Origin of the sequence: Aliarcobacter trophiarum LMG 25534 (assembly GCF_003355515.1) — a bacterium.
Classification (GTDB): domain Bacteria; phylum Campylobacterota; class Campylobacteria; order Campylobacterales; family Arcobacteraceae; genus Aliarcobacter; species Aliarcobacter trophiarum.
On sequence record NZ_CP031367.1, the window covers coordinates 84161 to 101730 of the forward strand.

At 29.7% G+C, this 17570-nt stretch carries 21 protein-coding genes and 1 riboswitch; of the genes, 13 read left to right on the forward strand and 8 right to left on the reverse strand.

Annotated features, from left to right (window positions below):
- Nucleotides 1-2: 2 nt before the first annotated feature.
- The gene (locus ATR_RS00415) at nt 3-587 is read right to left on the reverse strand and encodes a hypothetical protein (RefSeq protein WP_115427535.1); all 585 of its coding nucleotides are present in this window, start codon (nt 585-587) and stop codon (nt 3-5) included.
- 113 nt (nt 588-700) lie between these two features.
- Here ATR_RS00415 and ATR_RS00420 point away from each other — a divergent pair, with 113 nt between their 5' ends.
- The 8 genes from ATR_RS00420 to ATR_RS00455 all read left to right on the forward strand — a co-directional run bounded on the left by ATR_RS00420 (nt 701) and on the right by ATR_RS00455 (nt 5806).
- Nucleotides 701-1621, forward strand: a complete 921-nt coding sequence (locus ATR_RS00420) for a branched-chain amino acid transaminase (RefSeq protein WP_115427536.1) — start codon at nt 701-703, stop codon at nt 1619-1621.
- A 43-nt stretch (nt 1622-1664) separates the two neighbouring features.
- Nucleotides 1665-2741, forward strand: a complete 1077-nt coding sequence (locus ATR_RS00425) for a prohibitin family protein (protein WP_115427537.1) — start codon at nt 1665-1667, stop codon at nt 2739-2741.
- 28 nt (nt 2742-2769) lie between these two features.
- The gene (locus ATR_RS00430) at nt 2770-3048 is read left to right on the forward strand and encodes a membrane protein insertase YidC (protein ID WP_228254237.1); all 279 of its coding nucleotides are present in this window, start codon (nt 2770-2772) and stop codon (nt 3046-3048) included.
- A complete protein-coding gene (gene hisIE / locus ATR_RS00435) occupies nt 3049-3729 on the forward strand; it encodes a bifunctional phosphoribosyl-AMP cyclohydrolase/phosphoribosyl-ATP diphosphatase HisIE (protein ID WP_115427538.1) in 681 nt (226 codons plus the stop codon).
- 87 nt (nt 3730-3816) lie between these two features.
- A complete protein-coding gene (locus ATR_RS00440; RefSeq protein WP_115427539.1) occupies nt 3817-4074 on the forward strand; it encodes a hypothetical protein in 258 nt (85 codons plus the stop codon).
- Between the two features lie 169 nt (nt 4075-4243).
- A complete protein-coding gene (rplM, locus tag ATR_RS00445) occupies nt 4244-4663 on the forward strand; it encodes a 50S ribosomal protein L13 (RefSeq protein ID WP_115427540.1) in 420 nt (139 codons plus the stop codon).
- Nucleotides 4664-4668: 5 nt separating this feature from the next.
- Complete coding sequence (gene rpsI / locus ATR_RS00450; protein WP_115427541.1) at nt 4669-5058, forward strand: 30S ribosomal protein S9; 390 nt, start codon at nt 4669-4671, stop codon at nt 5056-5058.
- A gap of 166 nt (nt 5059-5224) precedes the next feature.
- Complete coding sequence (locus ATR_RS00455; RefSeq protein WP_115427542.1) at nt 5225-5806, forward strand: hypothetical protein; 582 nt, start codon at nt 5225-5227, stop codon at nt 5804-5806.
- Between the two features lie 49 nt (nt 5807-5855).
- On the opposite strand, the gene tenA is transcribed toward ATR_RS00455, so the two are convergent.
- Genes tenA through thiD form a run of 3 tightly spaced genes read right to left on the reverse strand, consistent with a single transcriptional unit; the run spans nt 5856 to nt 8173 of the window.
- Nucleotides 5856-6533: a thiaminase II gene (tenA, locus tag ATR_RS00460; RefSeq protein WP_115427543.1), complete on the reverse strand. Its 678-nt coding sequence runs from the start codon at nt 6531-6533 to the stop codon at nt 5856-5858.
- A 10-nt stretch (nt 6534-6543) separates the two neighbouring features.
- On the reverse strand, nt 6544-7374 hold the full coding sequence (gene thiM / locus ATR_RS00465) for a hydroxyethylthiazole kinase (RefSeq protein WP_115427544.1): 831 nt from the start codon (nt 7372-7374) through the stop codon (nt 6544-6546).
- A 10-nt stretch (nt 7375-7384) separates the two neighbouring features.
- Nucleotides 7385-8173 (reverse strand): bifunctional hydroxymethylpyrimidine kinase/phosphomethylpyrimidine kinase, encoded by a 789-nt coding sequence (gene thiD / locus ATR_RS00470; protein ID WP_115427545.1) that lies wholly within the window; start codon nt 8171-8173, stop codon nt 7385-7387.
- Between the two features lie 114 nt (nt 8174-8287).
- A riboswitch (TPP riboswitch) is annotated at nt 8288-8386 on the reverse strand.
- 74 nt (nt 8387-8460) lie between these two features.
- On the opposite strand from thiD, the gene ATR_RS00475 reads away from it, so the two are divergent.
- Genes ATR_RS00475 through ATR_RS00485 form a run of 3 tightly spaced genes read left to right on the forward strand, consistent with a single transcriptional unit; the run spans nt 8461 to nt 11707 of the window.
- The gene (locus tag ATR_RS00475) at nt 8461-9963 is read left to right on the forward strand and encodes a peptide-binding protein (protein ID WP_115429372.1); all 1503 of its coding nucleotides are present in this window, start codon (nt 8461-8463) and stop codon (nt 9961-9963) included.
- Between the two features lie 24 nt (nt 9964-9987).
- Nucleotides 9988-10677: an HAD family hydrolase gene (locus tag ATR_RS00480; protein WP_228254238.1), complete on the forward strand. Its 690-nt coding sequence runs from the start codon at nt 9988-9990 to the stop codon at nt 10675-10677.
- A gap of 1 nt (nt 10678) precedes the next feature.
- Nucleotides 10679-11707 (forward strand): AbrB family transcriptional regulator, encoded by a 1029-nt coding sequence (locus tag ATR_RS00485; protein ID WP_115427546.1) that lies wholly within the window; start codon nt 10679-10681, stop codon nt 11705-11707.
- Between the two features lie 61 nt (nt 11708-11768).
- Here the strand turns inward: ATR_RS00485 and rpsU are convergent, their stop codons facing one another.
- A complete protein-coding gene (gene rpsU / locus ATR_RS00490; protein ID WP_066157053.1) occupies nt 11769-11981 on the reverse strand; it encodes a 30S ribosomal protein S21 in 213 nt (70 codons plus the stop codon).
- Between the two features lie 114 nt (nt 11982-12095).
- Here rpsU and moaC point away from each other — a divergent pair, with 114 nt between their 5' ends.
- A complete protein-coding gene (gene moaC, locus ATR_RS00495) occupies nt 12096-12566 on the forward strand; it encodes a cyclic pyranopterin monophosphate synthase MoaC (protein WP_115427547.1) in 471 nt (156 codons plus the stop codon).
- Complete coding sequence (locus ATR_RS00500) at nt 12563-12826, forward strand: HP0495 family protein (RefSeq protein WP_115427548.1); 264 nt, start codon at nt 12563-12565, stop codon at nt 12824-12826. The genes moaC and ATR_RS00500 overlap by 4 nt, the downstream gene beginning before the upstream one ends.
- 7 nt (nt 12827-12833) lie before the next feature.
- Here ATR_RS00500 and ATR_RS00505 read toward each other — a convergent pair whose 3' ends face one another.
- From ATR_RS00505 to dnaE, 3 genes are all read right to left on the reverse strand, one after another.
- The gene (locus tag ATR_RS00505; protein ID WP_115427549.1) at nt 12834-13097 is read right to left on the reverse strand and encodes a hypothetical protein; all 264 of its coding nucleotides are present in this window, start codon (nt 13095-13097) and stop codon (nt 12834-12836) included.
- Between the two features lie 108 nt (nt 13098-13205).
- On the reverse strand, nt 13206-13994 hold the full coding sequence (gene surE / locus ATR_RS00510; RefSeq protein WP_115427550.1) for a 5'/3'-nucleotidase SurE: 789 nt from the start codon (nt 13992-13994) through the stop codon (nt 13206-13208).
- Nucleotides 13969-17532, reverse strand: coding sequence for a DNA polymerase III subunit alpha (gene dnaE / locus ATR_RS00515; protein ID WP_115427551.1), 3564 nt, complete (start codon nt 17530-17532; stop codon nt 13969-13971). Before dnaE ends, surE begins: the two co-directional genes overlap by 26 nt.
- Nucleotides 17533-17570 lie beyond the last annotated feature (38 nt).

A 17570-nucleotide genomic window follows, 5' to 3' on the forward strand; every position in this document is an offset into this window, starting at 1 on the left:
AGCTAAAAAGCTTGAATAAGTGCATTTTGACAATCTGTTTTATAGTTGTCAATCAAGGTAATATAATATTTTTTATCAATTTTTGTAATATAAAAAATAGTATTATAAGTAGCAATAACTTCGAAGCTACTATTTTTTACTTTTTTTATAAAATTATCTAACTCTTTGGTATTGTTTGATTGATAGTTTTCAAGATAGTTGCTCTTAGCCTCAAAGATAAATGTTCCATTTTCACTCCAACCATAAAAGGCATCATTATAAGGGCTACAATTAAAGAAAATTTCTCTATTTTCTATATCAAAACTCTCTATAAAATTATCAATTTCTTCTAAATAGGCTCTCTTTTCTACAACTATTTTATTGCTTAACTCATCTAAAGATACATCAAAATATCCAAAATCTTTATTTATGTATATATCGTTTAGAGTTTTTAAATCTTCAGAATTAAAAAGATATAGAATATATCTAATATGGCTTAGAAGTTCTTCATTGATTGTCTCTTTTGTCTCAATTTCTACTTTTTTTTGATTAACTGCACAAGAGCTAAAAAGGAGAGTTAGTAAAATTAGTATTATTCTTTTTAACATTTATTTCCTAAAAATATTTTTCTCTATATTACATTTTTTAATCTTAGAACTTATTTTAATTATCTTTTAGATAAGATTAACTCTTAAAAATCTAATTTTTAGGATAGTAATAAATGACTGAATCAAAATATATCTGGATGGATGGAGAGTTTACTCCTTGGAATGAAGCAAAAGTACATGTTTTAAGCCATACATTACACTATGGAAATGGTGCTATTGAAGGAACAAAAGCTTATAAAACTGTTGATGGAAGATGTGCTATTTTTAAACTAAATGAACATACTCAAAGACTTTTAAACTCATCAAAAATGACTCTGATGAATGTACCTTTTACTCTTGAAGAGTTAAATAAAGCTCAAGTACAGTTATTACAAAAAAATGAGCTAACAAATGGAGCATATCTTAGACCACTTGTATATTTAGGATATGGAGTTATGGGACTATATCATAAAGATGCTCCTGTAAAAGTATCTATTTCAGCTTGGGAATGGGGAGCTTATTTAGGAGAAGAGGGGCTTAAAAAAGGAGTTAGAGTTAAAATCTCTTCATTTACAAGAACTCCAAATACTTCAGGAATGGGAAAAGCAAAATCTGTTGCAAACTATATGAACTCACAAATGGCAAAATTTGAAGCTGTTGAAGCTGGGTATGATGAAGCCCTTTTAAGAGATGACCAAGGTTACATAGCAGAAGCAAGTGGAGCTTGTTTCTTTATTGTAAAAGATGGAAAACTAATCTCTCCACCAAATGATAACTCTTTAGAGTCTATTACACAAGCAACTGCTATTGATTTGGCAAATGATATGGGAATAGAAGTTGTTAGAAGAAGAATAACAAGAGAAGAGATTTATGTAGCTGATGAAGCATTTTTTACAGGAACAGCAGCAGAAATTACTCCAATTAGAGAAGTTGATGCAAGAGTTATAGGTTGTGGAAGTAGAGGACCAATTACAGAAAAAATACAGTCTGCATATTTTGATGTAGTAACTGGGAAAAACCCAAAATATACAAAGTATTTAACATATATTAACTAATTTTTATTAGTATAGAAGATTAAAAAACAAGATAAGGAATAAAATGCCAATAGATAACGACTATTTTAAAAATAGACAGCAGGGAAACAGACCAAGCGGTGGTGGAGGTGGAAATTTTCAACCACCATTTGAAACTCCAGAATTTTTCAAGAATTTTGGGAAAAAAGCTGGAATGCTTTATGTTGTAATTATTATAATTGGGGCTTTATTCTTATTTAAGCCTTTTGTTATTATTGAATCAGGGCAAGTGGGAATTAAAGCAACAACAGGTAAATATGATAGAGAACCTTTAAATCCAGGATTTCATTTTTATATTCCAGTAATTCAAAAAGTTATTGTGGTTGATACAAAAGTTAGACTTTTGACATACATGAATACTCAATCTATAGGATCATTTGATCAAAGTATCAAAAACAATCCTGCTATTAATGTACTTGATTCAAGAGGTTTACCTATTTCTATTGAGTTAACTGTTCAGTACAATATTATAGCAGATGGTGTTCCTGAAACAATTGCAACATGGGGACCATCTTGGGAAGATAAAATTGTAAACCAAGTTGTTGGAGAAGTTGCAAGAAGTGTACTTGGTGGTTATAACGCTGAGGTTCTTCCTATGAAAAGAAATGAAGTAGCAGAAAGCCTTGATAGACTTATAAAAGAGAAAGTAAAAGAGAGATCTAAAAGTGCAGTTATAATTGAATCTGTTCAATTAAAAGAGATTGTACTTCCTGAAAAAATTAAAGAGCAAATCGAAAAAGTTCAAATAGCAAATCAAGAGGCTGAAAGAGTAAGATACGAAGTTCAAAGAGCGAAACAAGAAGCTGAAAAAAGAGCAGCACTTGCAAGTGGAGAGGCAGAAGCTAGAAGAATTGAAGCACAAGGTAGAGCAGATGCAGTAACAATTGAAGCAAAAGCACAATCTGAAGCTAACAAAGAGATAGCTCAAAGTTTAACTCCACATCTTCTTCAAATGCAACAAATTGAAGTTCAAGGAAAGTTTAATGAAGCTCTAAGAGAGAATAAAGATGCAAAAATCTTCTTAACTCCTGGAGGGGCAACTCCAAATATCTGGGTTGATACAAAAGACAAAGGTAGAGATACAGTTTTAAATCAAAAATAGGATTTATTGAAAAAGGGGAGGTGAAAGTATGAGATTAGTTTTAATTATATTAACTATTTTTCTACTGAATCCCCTTTTTGCAAAAGATTATAAAAAACAAGATAAAGATATTGAGAGTGTTCTAAAGATAAAACCTCCTGTAAAGTATTCACAAAGCCTAAAATATGATGATTATTTTAAAAAGACTAAAAAGTTAGAAGAAAAAGATAGTTATAAATTTGGTATGGATATAGATATAAATAGAGAACTTATGACTATTGATAAGCTAAGAATAGATGTAGAGACAAAATTTAAAGGTATTAACTAGATGAAAGATATAGAAAAAATAGATTGGCAAAAGATGGAAGGCTTAATTCCAGTAATTACTCAAGATAGCTCTACAAATGAAGTTTTAATGCTAGGATATACAAACAAAGAAGCTTTACAAATTACACTTAAAACAGGTTTTGCTCACTATTTTAGTAGAAGCAAACAAAGAGTTTGGAAAAAGGGTGAAAGCTCAAATCACACGCAAAAAATTGTAGATATAATGTTAGATTGTGATAATGATACTTTACTATTTAAAGTTATTCAAGAAGGAGTAGCTTGTCATACGGGAAGAAAAAGTTGTTTTTTTACCTCTTTAAAAGATGATTTAATAAAAGAAGAGATAAAAATTGATACAACTAATACTTATAGTGTGATAGATAATTTATATCATATTATTCAAAGTAGAAAAAATGATAGTGTTGATAAATCTTACACAGCAAAACTCCTAAAAGGTGATACAAACTCTATGTTAAAAAAAGTTGTAGAGGAAGCTGGAGAATTTTGTTTTGCAATAAAAGATAAAAATACAAATGAAGCAATATACGAAGCAGCCGATATTTCATACCATATTTTAGTTGCACTTGCAAGTTTAGATATAAATCCAGATAGAGTAAAACAAGAGTTAAAAAGGAGATTTTCTATCTCTGGTATTGAAGAGAAAAATAGAAGAAAAAAATAAAGATTATTAAAAAATCTTATACAACTAAGTTGCATTTAATAATTGCTTGTTATAATGCACGCATTCAAAACTAAAAAAGGAGTTATTATGACAAATAGCTGTCAGCACTGCTCTAAAAAAATACCAATTTCAAAGGTTTTTTGCTCTCCTATGTGCAAAGAGAACTATTTTCAAAAAATTGCAATTTCAGTTCCAAAACCTTTTGTTAAAAAGTTATACTTTTTTTGTACTGAAGAGGAAAAAAGCTATGAAATTAAAACTTTTGCAAAAAGACACAATTGGCATGAAGAGCTAGTAATAGAAAAAGTAGAAGAGTTATTCCAAGAGTATTATAAGTGTGGTTAAAACCTCACTTATAAATAAAGTTCATATACAATTAATCACAATTTTTTTTCAATAATTTATACAAAACTATAAAAATCACAATTTTTAATATTAAATATTACTTAATTTAAGCCATTTGAAAGCGTAACTTAAATAGTATTCCAACTCAAATAAGAAAGGGAGTTAATAGATGAAATTTACTCAAATGGCAAAAGCCAACGAAATCGAGAGATCTTGGGTTGTAGTAGATGCGGAAGGTAAGGTATTCGGAAGAATAATTACAGAAGTTGCTACAATATTAAGAGGGAAGAATAAGCCTTGTTTTACACCAAATGTGGATTGTGGGGATTATGTAGTAATAATCAATGCAAGTAAAGCTAAATTTACAGGTGCGAAATTAGAAGAGAAGAATTACTATACACACTCAGGGTACTTTGGAAGTACAAAAACTCATAAGATGTCAGAGATGATAGAGAAGAATCCAGAGAAACTGTATAAATTAGCGACTAGAGGGATGCTTCCAAAAACTACTCTTGGTAAAGCTATGTTAAAAAAATTAAAAGTATATGCAGGAAGTGAACATCCTCATACTGCTCAAATTAAAGGATAATAGTAATGGCAAAAGTATATGCAACAGGAAGAAGAAAGACGGCAATCGCTAAAGTATGGTTAGAGAGCGGGAATGGGCAATTAACAGTAAATGGGCAAACACTAGACCAATGGTTAGGTGGGCATGATTCGATTAAGAAGAGAGTAATGCAACCATTACATGTATCAAAACAAGAAGCTAGTGTAAATGTAATAGTAAAAACACTAGGTGGAGGATATTCAGCACAGGCTGATGCGGCTAGACATGGGATAAGTAGAGCTTTAGTTGCTTATGATGAGCAATTTAGAACAATATTAAAACCACATGGACTTCTAACAAGAGATGCTAGATCTGTTGAGAGAAAGAAATATGGTAAGAAGAAAGCAAGAAAATCTTCACAATTTTCAAAACGTTAATTATTGTGGAGGAATACAAAAGAATATACTTTTGTATATCATTATATGTTTTACAAAGGAAGCGAAATCTCGCTTCCTTTTTTTATTTCAATTATTTAGTTTTATTATGTTAAAAATCTAGTATCAAAAAGATAATGAGAAAACTTATAGTAAAAAAGGCAAAAAGATGTTTGATAATATAATAAAGTTTTTAAAATTTGTATTTAAAAGAGTAACAAAGCTATCTATTCCATATTTTAGCCTTGGAGAAAACAACTTAAGATTTAAAATTACAAGTGAATTTATATACAAATATCCTCTTTCAAGTATGGAAACAAAAACAAGATATGATAGTTATGTAATAAGTGCTTATACTCTAAAAATGGATGATTTGTATCTTGAATATATAGAGACTTATGTGGATACAACTTGGAGTGGTGATGCTTTTAGTCTTTTTATATCACTTTTAAAAGATGAGATATCTGCAAAAAGATTTGATTTAGTTGAAGAGTATATATATCCACACTATGTTTTTAGAACTTATTTTGTAGATAATAGCTACTATTTAAACCTCGTTTTTATATATGAAAATAGCAAGAATATATTTATAATTGATAAAAAAGAGTCACTTTTTACCCCTTTATTGAGAAGTTTTATGAAGACATATGATTTTGATTTTAAAAATAAGTTCAATAATAATTTGGATTTTAATTTTAGTTTAGTTAAGAAAAATGCAATAAATAACTACTTTAGAGTTACTTCTAGCTAGAAATTAATAAGAAGAGTAGAAAAACCCTTCTTATTTTAGAATTATTTGATTAATCTTTTATATAACTCATCTGCTTATTGTAAGCCATTTCCCAAAACATATATTCAAACTCAACACTAGAGATAAAAATATCTTCTATTTTTTGTAGCTCTTTATCTGATTTGTTTTCAACTAGTTCATCTATTGCATCATAAAACCACTCAAATGAGTTTTCAAAATCAGATCCAGAGTAAGTCTCTATCCAAGATTTATAAAAGTTATCTTCTAAATTATCTTTGTATTGTTCTTTTAGTCTTTTCCCATAATCACAATATGTCCAAGCACAAGGAAATACAGTTACCAAAGTTTCAACTAAATCTCCTTTTAAAGAGATAGCTTGCATATTTGCAGTATAAGTTCTATTAAACAGACTAGCCTTTACACTTTTAACCTCTTCTTCACTAATTCCAAACTCTTTCATATATAAATGATGAACTTTCATCTCATCTACCAAAGTTGCTTTTGTAATTGAGCTTAGATTACTTAACATCTTTTCATCATCTGCTTTTGTCATAGCCATTGCAAATACTTTTGCATACTCCAAAAGATACAAATAGTCTTGTAATAGATAAAATTTGAACTTCTCTTTATGTAAAGTTCCCGCACCTAACTCCTGTACAAATGGATGGTTATATCCATCTTCCCAAACCTTTATTGCTTTTTGTTTTAAACTTCTTGAAAACGACATATTCTTTCCTTTATACTAAATTTATTTTTGCTTTTGATAGTAAAATAGCTCTATCAAATTTACTAATTTTATTAAATAGCTCTTTATAAAAAGTTCCTAAGCCACTACTCTTACTAGATATAGTTGCTAGCTCCCCATTTAAAGCCATAGTTAAAACTCCTAAAACCGTTGCTTCAAAAATCATATCTTTTTTAGCTCCACAAAAACTTGCTACCAAACTTGTACACATACATCCTGTACCTGTAATTTTTGGTAAATCATCACTTTCATTTTCTATAGTGGCTACTTCTTTTCCATTACTTATTACATCAACTTTTCCAGTGATTGCAACAACTGTTTTATATTTTTTTGCTAGTTTATTTGCTAACTTTATGCTATTTTCTATATTTTCTAAATCTTCAAAACTAGCATCAGCACCTTTACTTTTTGAACTTACATTTAAAATAGCTTTTATTTCAGAGATATTTCCTCTTACAACTGCTATCTTATAGTTTTTTAAGAGATTATCTACTAAATCTTTTCTAAATTTTGAAACTCCTATTCCAACAGGATCTAAAATAACTGGAATGTCTAGCTTATTTGCTTTTTTTGTAGCTTTCAGAATAGATTTTTTAACTCTTTTATTTATTGTTCCAATATTTAAATATAAGCTTGAAGCAATATTTACTAAACTTTCTACCTCTTTTTTTTCGTCAGCCATTGCAGGACTTGCTCCAATAGCTAAAGTTACATTTGCACAATCATTTACAGTTACATAGTTTGTAATTTGAAAACAAAGAGGGTTTTTCTCTCTTGTAAATTCCAAAATATCTGCTAATCTATCTTTTAAATCCTTTTGCATCTTTCACATCCTAAAAATTAAAAAAATGGTTTACCGGACCATTTCCAGAACCTAAATTTGGAGCATTCTTGATAGCTTCAAAAATGTATTTTTTTGCAATCTTTATAGAGTTTTCTAAACTATTTTCTAAAGCTAAATTTGCTGCTATTGCACTTGAAAAAGTACACCCTGTACCATGAGTATTTTTTGTACTAATTTTTGGAGTTGCAAACTCAATAAAATTTTTACCATCATACAAAATATCAAGAGCATCAAATCTATCTCCACCTTTTATTAAAATAGCAGTTTTTGAGTGATTAAAAATCTCTTTTGCTACCTTTTTTATATCATCTATAGAGGTAATATCCATATTTGAAAGGTGTTTTGCTTCAGCAATATTTGGAGTTAAAATATCTGCAAGAGGTAAAATATACTCTATTAGACTGCTCATGTTTTTTATATCCATTAAAGCAGCCCCATTTTTTGCATACATAACAGGATCTACTACTATTTTAATATTTGGGTATTCTATTTTTTTCTCTTTTAGAAACTCTGAAATAACTTTCATGACTTCAATGTTTCCTAACATTCCAATTTTTATAGCATCTGGAATAATATCGTTAAATACGGAGTTTAATTGACTTTTTATAGAGTTAGAGCTTACTTCAAAAATATCATTTACACTAAAACTATTTTCAGCTACAACAGCGGTAACTACACTCATACCATAAGTTTTAAAAGCACTAAAGGTTTTTAAATCGGCTTGAATTCCAGCACCTCCAATACAATCACTTCCCGCAATAGTCAAAACTTTTTTCATAATTTTTCCTAAAAATATAATGTTTTTATTGCAAAGCATAATTTTTTATTAAAAAAAAAGGCACTTTCATTTGAAAGCACCTTTTAGTATTAAATTTTATTAAGAATTTTAATTTAATTTTTAAAATTAGCTTCCTACACTGGTATTAACCAACAGGTTCAAAGGGTCAGGTTTTACCTTCTCAACACAAAAAGTGTTCCCCCGCAATAAAAACAAAATTGTATCACAAATAAAAATTAAAAGCTAATTTATGCCTTTTTTTGCAAAAAAACTATAAAATGACACCTATGAGAATTATATTTTTAACCCTAATCCTTTTTAATTTTTTGGCTTCTTCAACTCTAAATTTATCTATGAGTTCAAGTCCTAGTAGACTAAATCCAATTTTGGCAAATGATAGTGCTAGTAGTGAGATAGCTGATTGGCTTTTTAATGGGCTTTTTAAATATGATAAAGATGGAAATATTACAACTGAGATTGCATCATCTTATACTTTTGTGACACCTACAAAACTAATAGTAAAGTTAAAGCCAAATGTTTTATGGCATGATAAAGAGAGAGTTACTTCAAAAGATGTGGTTTTTACTTATCATAAAATAATTGACCCAAAAGTTTTTAACTCTATAAAGTCAAATTTTAAAGAGGTAGAAAGTGTAAAGGCTCTTGATGAATTAAGTGTGGAGATTATCTATAAAAAACCATATTTTAAAGCTCTTGAAACTTGGATGGTAGGTCTTTTACCATATCATATTTTAAAAGATGAAAAAGATTTAATGACAAGTAGCTTTAATAAAAACCCAATAGGTACAGGTTCATATAAATTAAAAGAGTTCAAAACGGCACAAGATATTGAGCTGGTTGCAAATGATGATTTTTTTGAAGGACGACCAAAAATAGATAAAATCTTGTATAAGTTTATACCAGACTCAAATACCTCTTTTTTATATCTAAAACAAAAGAAATTGGATATTGGTGGGCTTACACCTATGCAAGTAAAGAGGCAAATAGACGATGGATTTAAAGATAGTTTTGAAATCTTAAGCCGACCTAGTTTTGGTTTTACATATTTGGGATTTAATTTAGAAAATCCAAAATTTAAAGATATAAAAGTACGACAAGCACTCTCTTTGGCAATAAATAGGCAAGAGTTGGTGGATATTTTGTTTTTTGGATATGGAGAGGTTTGTAATGGTCCTTTTATGCCAGACTCTTTTGCTTATAATGAAGAGATAAAAGAGACAAAACAGAATTTACAAAAGGCCAAAGAGCTTTTAAAAGAGGCTGGATATGATGAAAAAAATCCACTCTCTTTTGAGCTAATCACAAATACAGGGAATGATATAAGAGTAAATACGGCTCAAATCTTGCAATATCAACTAGAAAAAGTTGGAGTCATAATGAAAATAAGAGTTATGGAATGGCAAGCCTTTTTAAATACTGTGGTAACTCCACGAAAATTTGAAACTGTTCTTTTGGGATGGTCACTAGCACTTATGCCTGATGCTTACCCACTTTGGCATAGTAATAGTGCAAAACTGGGAGGCTTTAATCTTGTAAATTACAAAAATGAAAAGATAGATGAGCTAATAGAAAAAGGGAGTGGTACTATAAATAAAGATGAGTTAAGTGTTATTTATAAAGAGATTTTTAAAATAATTGCTAATGACTTACCATATCTATTTTTATATATCCCTGACTCTATAACAGCAATAAATAAGGATATAAAAAATATAGAACCATCATTCATAGGAATTATGCATAATCAAAAAGATTGGGAGATAAAAGAGTGAAAATAGAAAAATATAGGAGAAGTTTTGATAATAAATAGTAGTTTAAAGAAAATAGGAGATAAAGAGCTTATTATTTTATTTGATTTAGATGGGACTTTGATAGATTCAACTTTTGCGATTACTGATACATTCTTATATGTATTCGCAAAGCATAGCTATCCATTTACAAAAACTGTTGAGGATATAAAAAAGCAAATTGGCTATCCACTTGATATTATGTTTGAGAATTTGGGAATTCCAAGAGCTATTGTATGGGATTTTGTAGATAGCTATAAAATGAGATATAAAAATATATCTGTAGCACAAACTTCTTTATTAGAAAATGCTTTTGAGGCTGTAAAATTAGCTTCTAGTTTTGCAACTTTGGGAGTGGTTACTACAAAAACAAGGATTTACTCAACACCAATTTTAGATAATTTTGATATAGGAAATGATTTTAGAACTATTATTGGAAGAGAAGATGTAGAAAATCCAAAACCTCACCAGGAGCCTATTTTAAAGGCTTTAGAAAATCTAAATTATGATAAAGAGAAACATATTGCATATATGATTGGAGATACAAAACTAGATATGATAGCCGCAAAAAATGCATCTATAAACTCTATTGGAGTTTTGTGTGGATACAGTAGTTTTGATGAGCTAAAGAACTATACAGATATTGTAAAAGACAACTCTTTTGAAGCTATAAAATATTTAGAAAATCTATTTAGCTAATATGATAAATTTAGCAAAAATGCTTTTAGCTTTACTTATTGGGCTTTTAGGCTCAATAGTTTTTATCTATTTTCATTTACCTCTTCCTTGGCTTTTGGGAAGTATTTTTGCTACAACTTTGTCTATAAGATTTGAAAAATTACCAATAATTAGTCCAAAAACTTTTTCACCACCAGCAAGAATTTTAATAGGAATTGCAATAGGAAGTGCTTTTACTCCAGAGATTTTAAACTATATTCCCCACTATTTTGTAAGTCTATTACTTGTTGTTCCATTTACAATTTTAGTAATATTCTTTGGAACATATTACTATTATAAAGTTTTAAAATATGATTTAAAAACCTCATATTTAGGCTCAATGCCAGGAGGTGTTATAGAGATGGTAATAATAGGAGAAGAGCTAAAAGCAGATACTACTAAAATAACTCTAATGCAAAGCTCTAGGCTATTTTTTGTGGTTGTATCTTTACCTTTTATTATTCAATATATTTTTCAAATAGATATCCGTGGTAACCAGTTACTTACTACTCCACTTAAAAATATAGATTTTTTTGAGTTTTTTGTTTTATATACTCTCTCTATTTTTGCAGCAATTTTTGCAAAAAGAATCAAAGTAACAGCTGCATTCTTGATGGGTCCTATGATTTTAAGTATATTTTTGTTTTCAACTGGAGTTTTTACTGTAGCAATTCCAGATGAGTTTTTGAAGTTTATTCAGATTGTTTTTGGGGTAATTATTGGATTTACTTTTAGAAATGTACCTTTTAAAATAATATATAAAACTCTACTTGCTACTTTTGGACATTTTATTATTTTGTTTATTTTATGTGCTATTTTTATAGCAATTATCTTTTATAGTTTGGATTTCAAGGTTTTGGATATCTTACTTGCCTTTGGTCCAGGAGGACAAACTGAGATAAACTTAATAGCTCTTTTGGTTGGTGCGAACTTGCCATATATAACTTTGCACCATATTGTAAGACTTTTAATAGTTATGAATATTGCTCCAATTATTGCTAGAAGACTTTAAAAATTGAAATAAAAAAAGCCCAATTCCGAAGAACTGGGCTTTACTTGGAAAATAACAGATCTTATAATCTTGACTCGTATCTTCTAAGCATATATAATTTTTTAAGCATTTTCTTTCTAGCAGAAATTTTTTGTTTTTTTCTGATTTCAGTCATTGGTTCAAAATATCTTCTAGCTCTTGTTTCTGTAACTATAAGGTTTCTGTCACATTGCTTTTTAAATCTTCTATACGCTTCGTCAAAAGATTCATTATCTCTAACTTTAATGCCTGGCACTAAAATCACCCACTTTCTTTTTAAATTTGAGCTTGGATTATAATTAAATAAACTTAATTCCTATTTAATCTATATTAGAATAGAATAATTTTTTTTAATATTAAGGAATAAATTATGAATTTAACACATATTGATGATAATAATAGACCAAAAATGGTAGATGTCTCAGGGAAAAATGAGACACATAGAGTTGCAGTTGCAAGTGGAAAAATCACTATGAGCCGTGATGCTTATGATGCAATTATAGGAAATGTTGTAAAAAAAGGTCCAGTTTTACAAACAGCTGTAATAGCAGCAATTATGGGTACAAAAAAGACAAGTGAGTTAATACCTATGTGCCACCCACTGCTTTTAAGTGGGATTAATTGCGATATAGAAGAGTTTCCACAAACAAACAGTTTTAAACTTTTTGTTACAGCAAAATTAAATGGACAAACAGGTGTTGAAATGGAAGCTTTAACAGGTGTTAGTGTTGGGCTCCTTACAATTTATGATATGGTAAAAGCTATTGATAAAAGTATGATAATTTCAGATATTCAGCTTGAAAGTAAAAGTGGTGGGAAAAGTGGAGATTTTAAAAGATGATAGATTTAAGTGATAAAAAATTAGAGTTAAACTACCCTTGTAGTTGGGAATATAAACTTGTTGTTTTAGAAGATTGTAATATTAAAAAATGTGTAAAAGAGGTTGTTTTTGAACGAGAACATAACTTAAAACCATCAAGAACTAGCTCTAAAGGTAAATTTAAAAGTTATAGCTTGGAGATGTTAGTTCACAATGATGATGATAGAACTGAAATTTTTAGACTCTTAGGGGAGCATAGTGAGATAAAAATGGTACTTTAGTAGATTTTTATAAATCTACTAACTCCCTTTTAAAAATCTCTTGATTTAGTTTTTTAATAGCTGTTTGGTAGATTTTTTCTACCTCTTTTGTATCTTCTTCTTTTAAAAGAGTTTTTATCTCATCTATACTTTTACCCTCTTCAAAAGCTATGAAAGTTTTGTACTCTCTTTTTGTAAATTTTCTTTTTAATACCTCTTGAAGCTCATCTTCACTTTTTAGAGTTCCTATAAGTTTTACTATATGTTTTGTAATTGAATTTGTGAAATTCATAGTTTAATCTTTCCTTTTAAATGTTTCTATTTAATTACTACTTTTTATAGGTGGATTTTAAATTCCCTAAAAAGTAGCAAAAACCTAAAGTGCTTTATGAATAAAGCTCTAGTTATTTAGCCAATTTTCTAAATCTTTTATATCGCTATGCGATGTCATATCAAGCATAATAGGGCTTATTGAAACATAGCCATTCTTTATAGCTTCAAAATCACAAGAACTATCAATACTTGCTCTCCAACTAAGGGGATGAAGACCAATCCAATAGTACTCTTCTCCTCGTGGATTTGTATGTCTATGTGCATCATTTCCATACACTCTATATCCAGCTTTTGTAATTTTTACACCATTGCAATCTTTTGCTTTTAAAGGTGGAATATTAACATTTAAAAACTTTCTTTCAGCTAGTGGAAAATAGCCATTTTCTATCTTATTTACTAAATCAACTACTACTTTACATGCTAGTTCAAAATCCCAATCAACTACAATACTTCGGCACATATCTTTGCAAACTTGTGATATAGCAATTGCTGGAACTCCATGAATTACAGCCTCCATAGCAGCACTAGCTGTTCCACTATAAGTAATATCTTCTCCCATATTTGCACCAATATTTATACCACTTATTACCAAATCAGGACGATATCCATTTTTAAAAAGATGTCCTAATGATAGATATATACAATCTGTTGGTGTTGCATCATCTATTTTATAGTATTCATCATCTATACTTATAAGCCTTAAAGGTCTATCCAAAGTTAAAGAGTGACCACAAGCTGATTTATTTTTTGCAGGGGCTACCACCATTACTTTTGCTATTGGTTCAAGTGCTTTTATTAGAGCTTTTAGACCAACTGCATCATACCCATCATCATTTGTTAGAAGAATTTTCATCATCTACTATATATGCTCCTTTTATATTATGAATTAGTTTTTCAACTGTACTAGAAACTTTTATACCACTTTCAAGCTCTAGGTCTGCTAATTTTGATTTTACTATAATTTTTAGTTCTCTTTTCCCTTGGTTGTTTATTACTAAATCAAATAGTTTTAGTATTGAATCTTCATCTTCAGTAAACATCAAAGCAATTGTAAGAGGTGGCTCTGCTATCTCTTTTTGTTTTATATTTACTCTCTCTTTTTGGGCATCTAAAATAGTCTCTATTTTTAAAACGCTCATTCGTGTAAATTGGTCATTTTTTGAGATTCGTACTTTAAAGGCTATTGGTTCATTTAAATCAAAACTTTCCTGAAGCTCTTTTAACTTATCTTCAAATAGCATAAACTCGATAGTTCCATGGAAATCCAAAATTGAGACAATTCCAAACTTACTACCCTTTTTTGATATTTTTTCAGTAATTGTCTCTATTTTTCCAACTATTAGAATTTGACTTCCATCTGCTAACTCATCTATTTGAGATGATAGTGTATAGTTTATCTTTTCTATCTTGTCTTTATATTCATCAAGTGGATGACCTGAAACATAAAAACCAAGGCTTGCTTTTTCAAGTTCTAATATCTCTTTTTTTGAGTATTCAGGTAAATTGTCTAATTCTACCTCTATACTTGTAAGCTCTGTGCTATCTCCAAAAAGAGAACCAACAGACATTTTTTTTGCATTTGAAGCTTTTCCAGCACCATCAACAATTTTTTCTATTTGGCTTAAAAGGGCATTTCTTGAGTATCCAAAACTATCAAAAACTCCTGCTTTTGTTAAAGATTCTATAACTCTTTTGTTTACTTTGCTTGCATCTATTCTTGATATAAAATCTGATAAATCTATAAAGCTTCCATCTTCTCTTGCTTTTAATATTGAATTTATTGCAACATCTCCAGCACCTTTAATTGCACCCATTCCAAACATTACAACTTCTTTACCATCTATTTTTGTGGCTGAGAATACAAGGTCTGATTTATTTATATCTGGTGGGAAAAGGTCTAATCCTAGCCTTTTTACTTCATCTACATATCGTACAACTTTATCTGTATTATCTTTTTCAAGGGTTAAAAGTGCTGCCATAAATTCAGCTTTATAGTAGCATTTTAAATATGAAGTATAAAAAGTAACTAATGCATAAGCTGCTGAGTGAGATTTATTAAATCCATACCCAGCAAACTTAACAATCAAATCAAAAAGCTCTTCAGCATAGGCTCTTGTAAAATTCTTTTGCTCTGCACCATCTGCAAATTCACCTTTTAGTTTATCCATCTCCTCTTTAATCTTTTTACCCATTGCTCTTCGCACAAGGTCAGCTCCACCTAAAGAGAAACCACCAACACTTTGAACAATTTGCATTACTTGTTCTTGGTATACGATTACTCCATAAGTATTTTCCAAAATTGGTTTTAAAACCTCTTCAAGCTCATCATGGAAATAGTCAATTTTTGCACGACCGTGTTTTCTTTCAATAAAGTCATCAAGCATTCCAGATTCCATAGGACCTGGTCTATATAAGGCAAGAACGGCAACAATATCCTCAAAGTTTGATGGTTTTAATCTTTTACACAAATCTTGCATACCATCAGATTCAATTTGAAATAGTCCTAGGGTATCACCAGTTTGAATTAAATCATAAACACCTTTATCATTTACATCTATAGTTTTAAAATCTATTTTTTTACCATGTCTTTGCTCTATTAGTTTTAAAGCTTCATCTATAACTGTAAGAGTTTTAAGTCCTAAAAAGTCGAATTTTATTAAATCAACATCTTCTATATATTTTCCGTTATATTGTGTAGCTAAAGTATCAAGCCCACTTGGTTTAAAAAGTGGTGTTTTATTCCATAGTGGTTCATTTGAAATTACAACTCCAGCGGCATGAGTTCCTGCATTTCTATTTAGACCTTCAAGTGCTAGTGCGTACTCCCAAACTCTAGCAGCTAGTGGATCTGCTTCACAAAGTTCTTTTATTTTTGGCTCTTTTTCCCATGAAGAAGTAAGATTTATTCCTAGCTCATCTGGAATTAGCTTTGCCATAGCATCAGCTTTTGCATATGGCATATCTAAAACCCTTGCAACATCTCGTATAACACCTTTTGCTAAAAGTTTACCAAAAGTTATAATTTGTGCAACATTGGCTCTTCCATACTGATTTACAACATAGTCTATTATTTCACCACGCCTACTTTGGCAAAAATCCATATCAATATCGGGCATACTTACCCTTTCAGGATTTAAAAATCTCTCAAAAAGCAGTCCATAAGGAATTGGATCAATATCTGTAATCTTAAGGCTATAAGCAACCAAACTTCCAGCAGCAGAACCTCGTCCTGGACCTACAGGAATTTGCATATCTTTTGCAACCTTTACGAAATCCCAAACAATAAGCATATAACCAGGGAATTTCATACTATTTATAATATTTATTTCAAGTTCAAGTCTATCTTTATACTCTTGATGATTCTCTATAGGGACTAATTTTAACCTATCTTCTAAACCTTTTCTACACTCAAAGGCGAATAAAACTTTGTCATTTTCTAGTGAATACTCATTTTGTGGTTCTGGTATCTTTATATTTAACTCTTCTAATTTATCTCTTGTAAATTTAAAATTTGGAGGAGTAGGATTTCCTAGTTTTATTGTTAGATTACATTTATCTGCTATTTCTTGAGTGCTTTCAATAGCTTCTGGAATATCAGCATAAAGCTTGTATATTTGCTCAGGTGATTTTAGATAAAACTCATGTACACTATGTCTTAATCTATTTGGATCATCATAAAGTTTATTCATTGCGATACACATAAATGCTTCATGTGCATCAGCATCTTTTTGTTCTAAATAGTGAGTATCATTTGTAGCAACTACTTTTATACCTGTCTCTTGTGAAATTTTTAGAATTTGGTCATCTACAAAATGCTGGTCACCAATACCATGTCGCATAATTTCAAGATAAAAGTCATCTTGAAAAATCTCTTTATACTCAAGAGCTATTTTTTTTGCCTCTTCATATCCTTTTGCACCATTTTTTACATTTCGCTCATTTTGAGTATTTAAATGCCAGTTTACTTCTCCTTGTAAACAAGCTGCACTGCAAACAAGCCCTTCAGAGTGTTTTTTTAGGAGTTCTTTATTTATTCTGGGATAGTAGTAAAAACCATTTATATATGCTTGTGAACTTAGATACATAAGATTTTTGTAGCCTATTTCATCTTTTGCATATAAACATAGGTGAAATCTTTGACGATTTGTTTTATCACTTAAATCTTCACTATTGTGGATATAGGCTTCCATTCCAATAATTGGTTTTATTCCTTCATTCTTCATAGCATTGTAAAAGTCTATTGCTCCAAACATATTTCCATGGTCGGTCATAGCAACACTTGTCATTCCAAACTCTTTTAGCTTTTTTGCAAGTGGCTTGATTTTATTTGCACCATCAAGAAGGGAATACTCTGTATGTAAATGTAAGTGTGTAAATTGTGGTATTTGTGACATATCTTATAAATCTTTTATTTTATTTCTTATGTATATAT

Excerpts from the sequence above, each read along its gene's own strand:
- ATR_RS00415 (WP_115427535.1), bottom strand. The coding sequence starts at position 587 with ATGTTAAAAAGAATAATACTAATTTTACTAACTCTCCTTTTTAGCTCT.
- ATR_RS00420 (WP_115427536.1), top strand. The coding sequence starts at position 701 with ATGACTGAATCAAAATATATCTGGATGGATGGAGAGTTTACTCCTTGG.
- ATR_RS00425 (WP_115427537.1), top strand. The coding sequence starts at position 1,665 with ATGCCAATAGATAACGACTATTTTAAAAATAGACAGCAGGGAAACAGA.
- ATR_RS00430 (WP_228254237.1), top strand. The coding sequence starts at position 2,770 with ATGAGATTAGTTTTAATTATATTAACTATTTTTCTACTGAATCCCCTT.
- hisIE (WP_115427538.1), top strand. The coding sequence starts at position 3,049 with ATGAAAGATATAGAAAAAATAGATTGGCAAAAGATGGAAGGCTTAATT.
- ATR_RS00440 (WP_115427539.1), top strand. The coding sequence starts at position 3,817 with ATGACAAATAGCTGTCAGCACTGCTCTAAAAAAATACCAATTTCAAAG.
- rplM (WP_115427540.1), top strand. The coding sequence starts at position 4,244 with ATGAAATTTACTCAAATGGCAAAAGCCAACGAAATCGAGAGATCTTGG.
- rpsI (WP_115427541.1), top strand. The coding sequence starts at position 4,669 with ATGGCAAAAGTATATGCAACAGGAAGAAGAAAGACGGCAATCGCTAAA.
- ATR_RS00455 (WP_115427542.1), top strand. The coding sequence starts at position 5,225 with ATGTTTGATAATATAATAAAGTTTTTAAAATTTGTATTTAAAAGAGTA.
- tenA (WP_115427543.1), bottom strand. The coding sequence starts at position 6,533 with ATGTCGTTTTCAAGAAGTTTAAAACAAAAAGCAATAAAGGTTTGGGAA.
- thiM (WP_115427544.1), bottom strand. The coding sequence starts at position 7,374 with ATGCAAAAGGATTTAAAAGATAGATTAGCAGATATTTTGGAATTTACA.
- thiD (WP_115427545.1), bottom strand. The coding sequence starts at position 8,173 with ATGAAAAAAGTTTTGACTATTGCGGGAAGTGATTGTATTGGAGGTGCT.
- ATR_RS00475 (WP_115429372.1), top strand. The coding sequence starts at position 8,461 with ATGAGAATTATATTTTTAACCCTAATCCTTTTTAATTTTTTGGCTTCT.
- ATR_RS00485 (WP_115427546.1), top strand. The coding sequence starts at position 10,679 with ATGATAAATTTAGCAAAAATGCTTTTAGCTTTACTTATTGGGCTTTTA.
- moaC (WP_115427547.1), top strand. The coding sequence starts at position 12,096 with ATGAATTTAACACATATTGATGATAATAATAGACCAAAAATGGTAGAT.
- ATR_RS00500 (WP_115427548.1), top strand. The coding sequence starts at position 12,563 with ATGATAGATTTAAGTGATAAAAAATTAGAGTTAAACTACCCTTGTAGT.
- ATR_RS00505 (WP_115427549.1), bottom strand. The coding sequence starts at position 13,097 with ATGAATTTCACAAATTCAATTACAAAACATATAGTAAAACTTATAGGA.
- surE (WP_115427550.1), bottom strand. The coding sequence starts at position 13,994 with ATGATGAAAATTCTTCTAACAAATGATGATGGGTATGATGCAGTTGGT.
- dnaE (WP_115427551.1), bottom strand. The coding sequence starts at position 17,532 with ATGTCACAAATACCACAATTTACACACTTACATTTACATACAGAGTAT.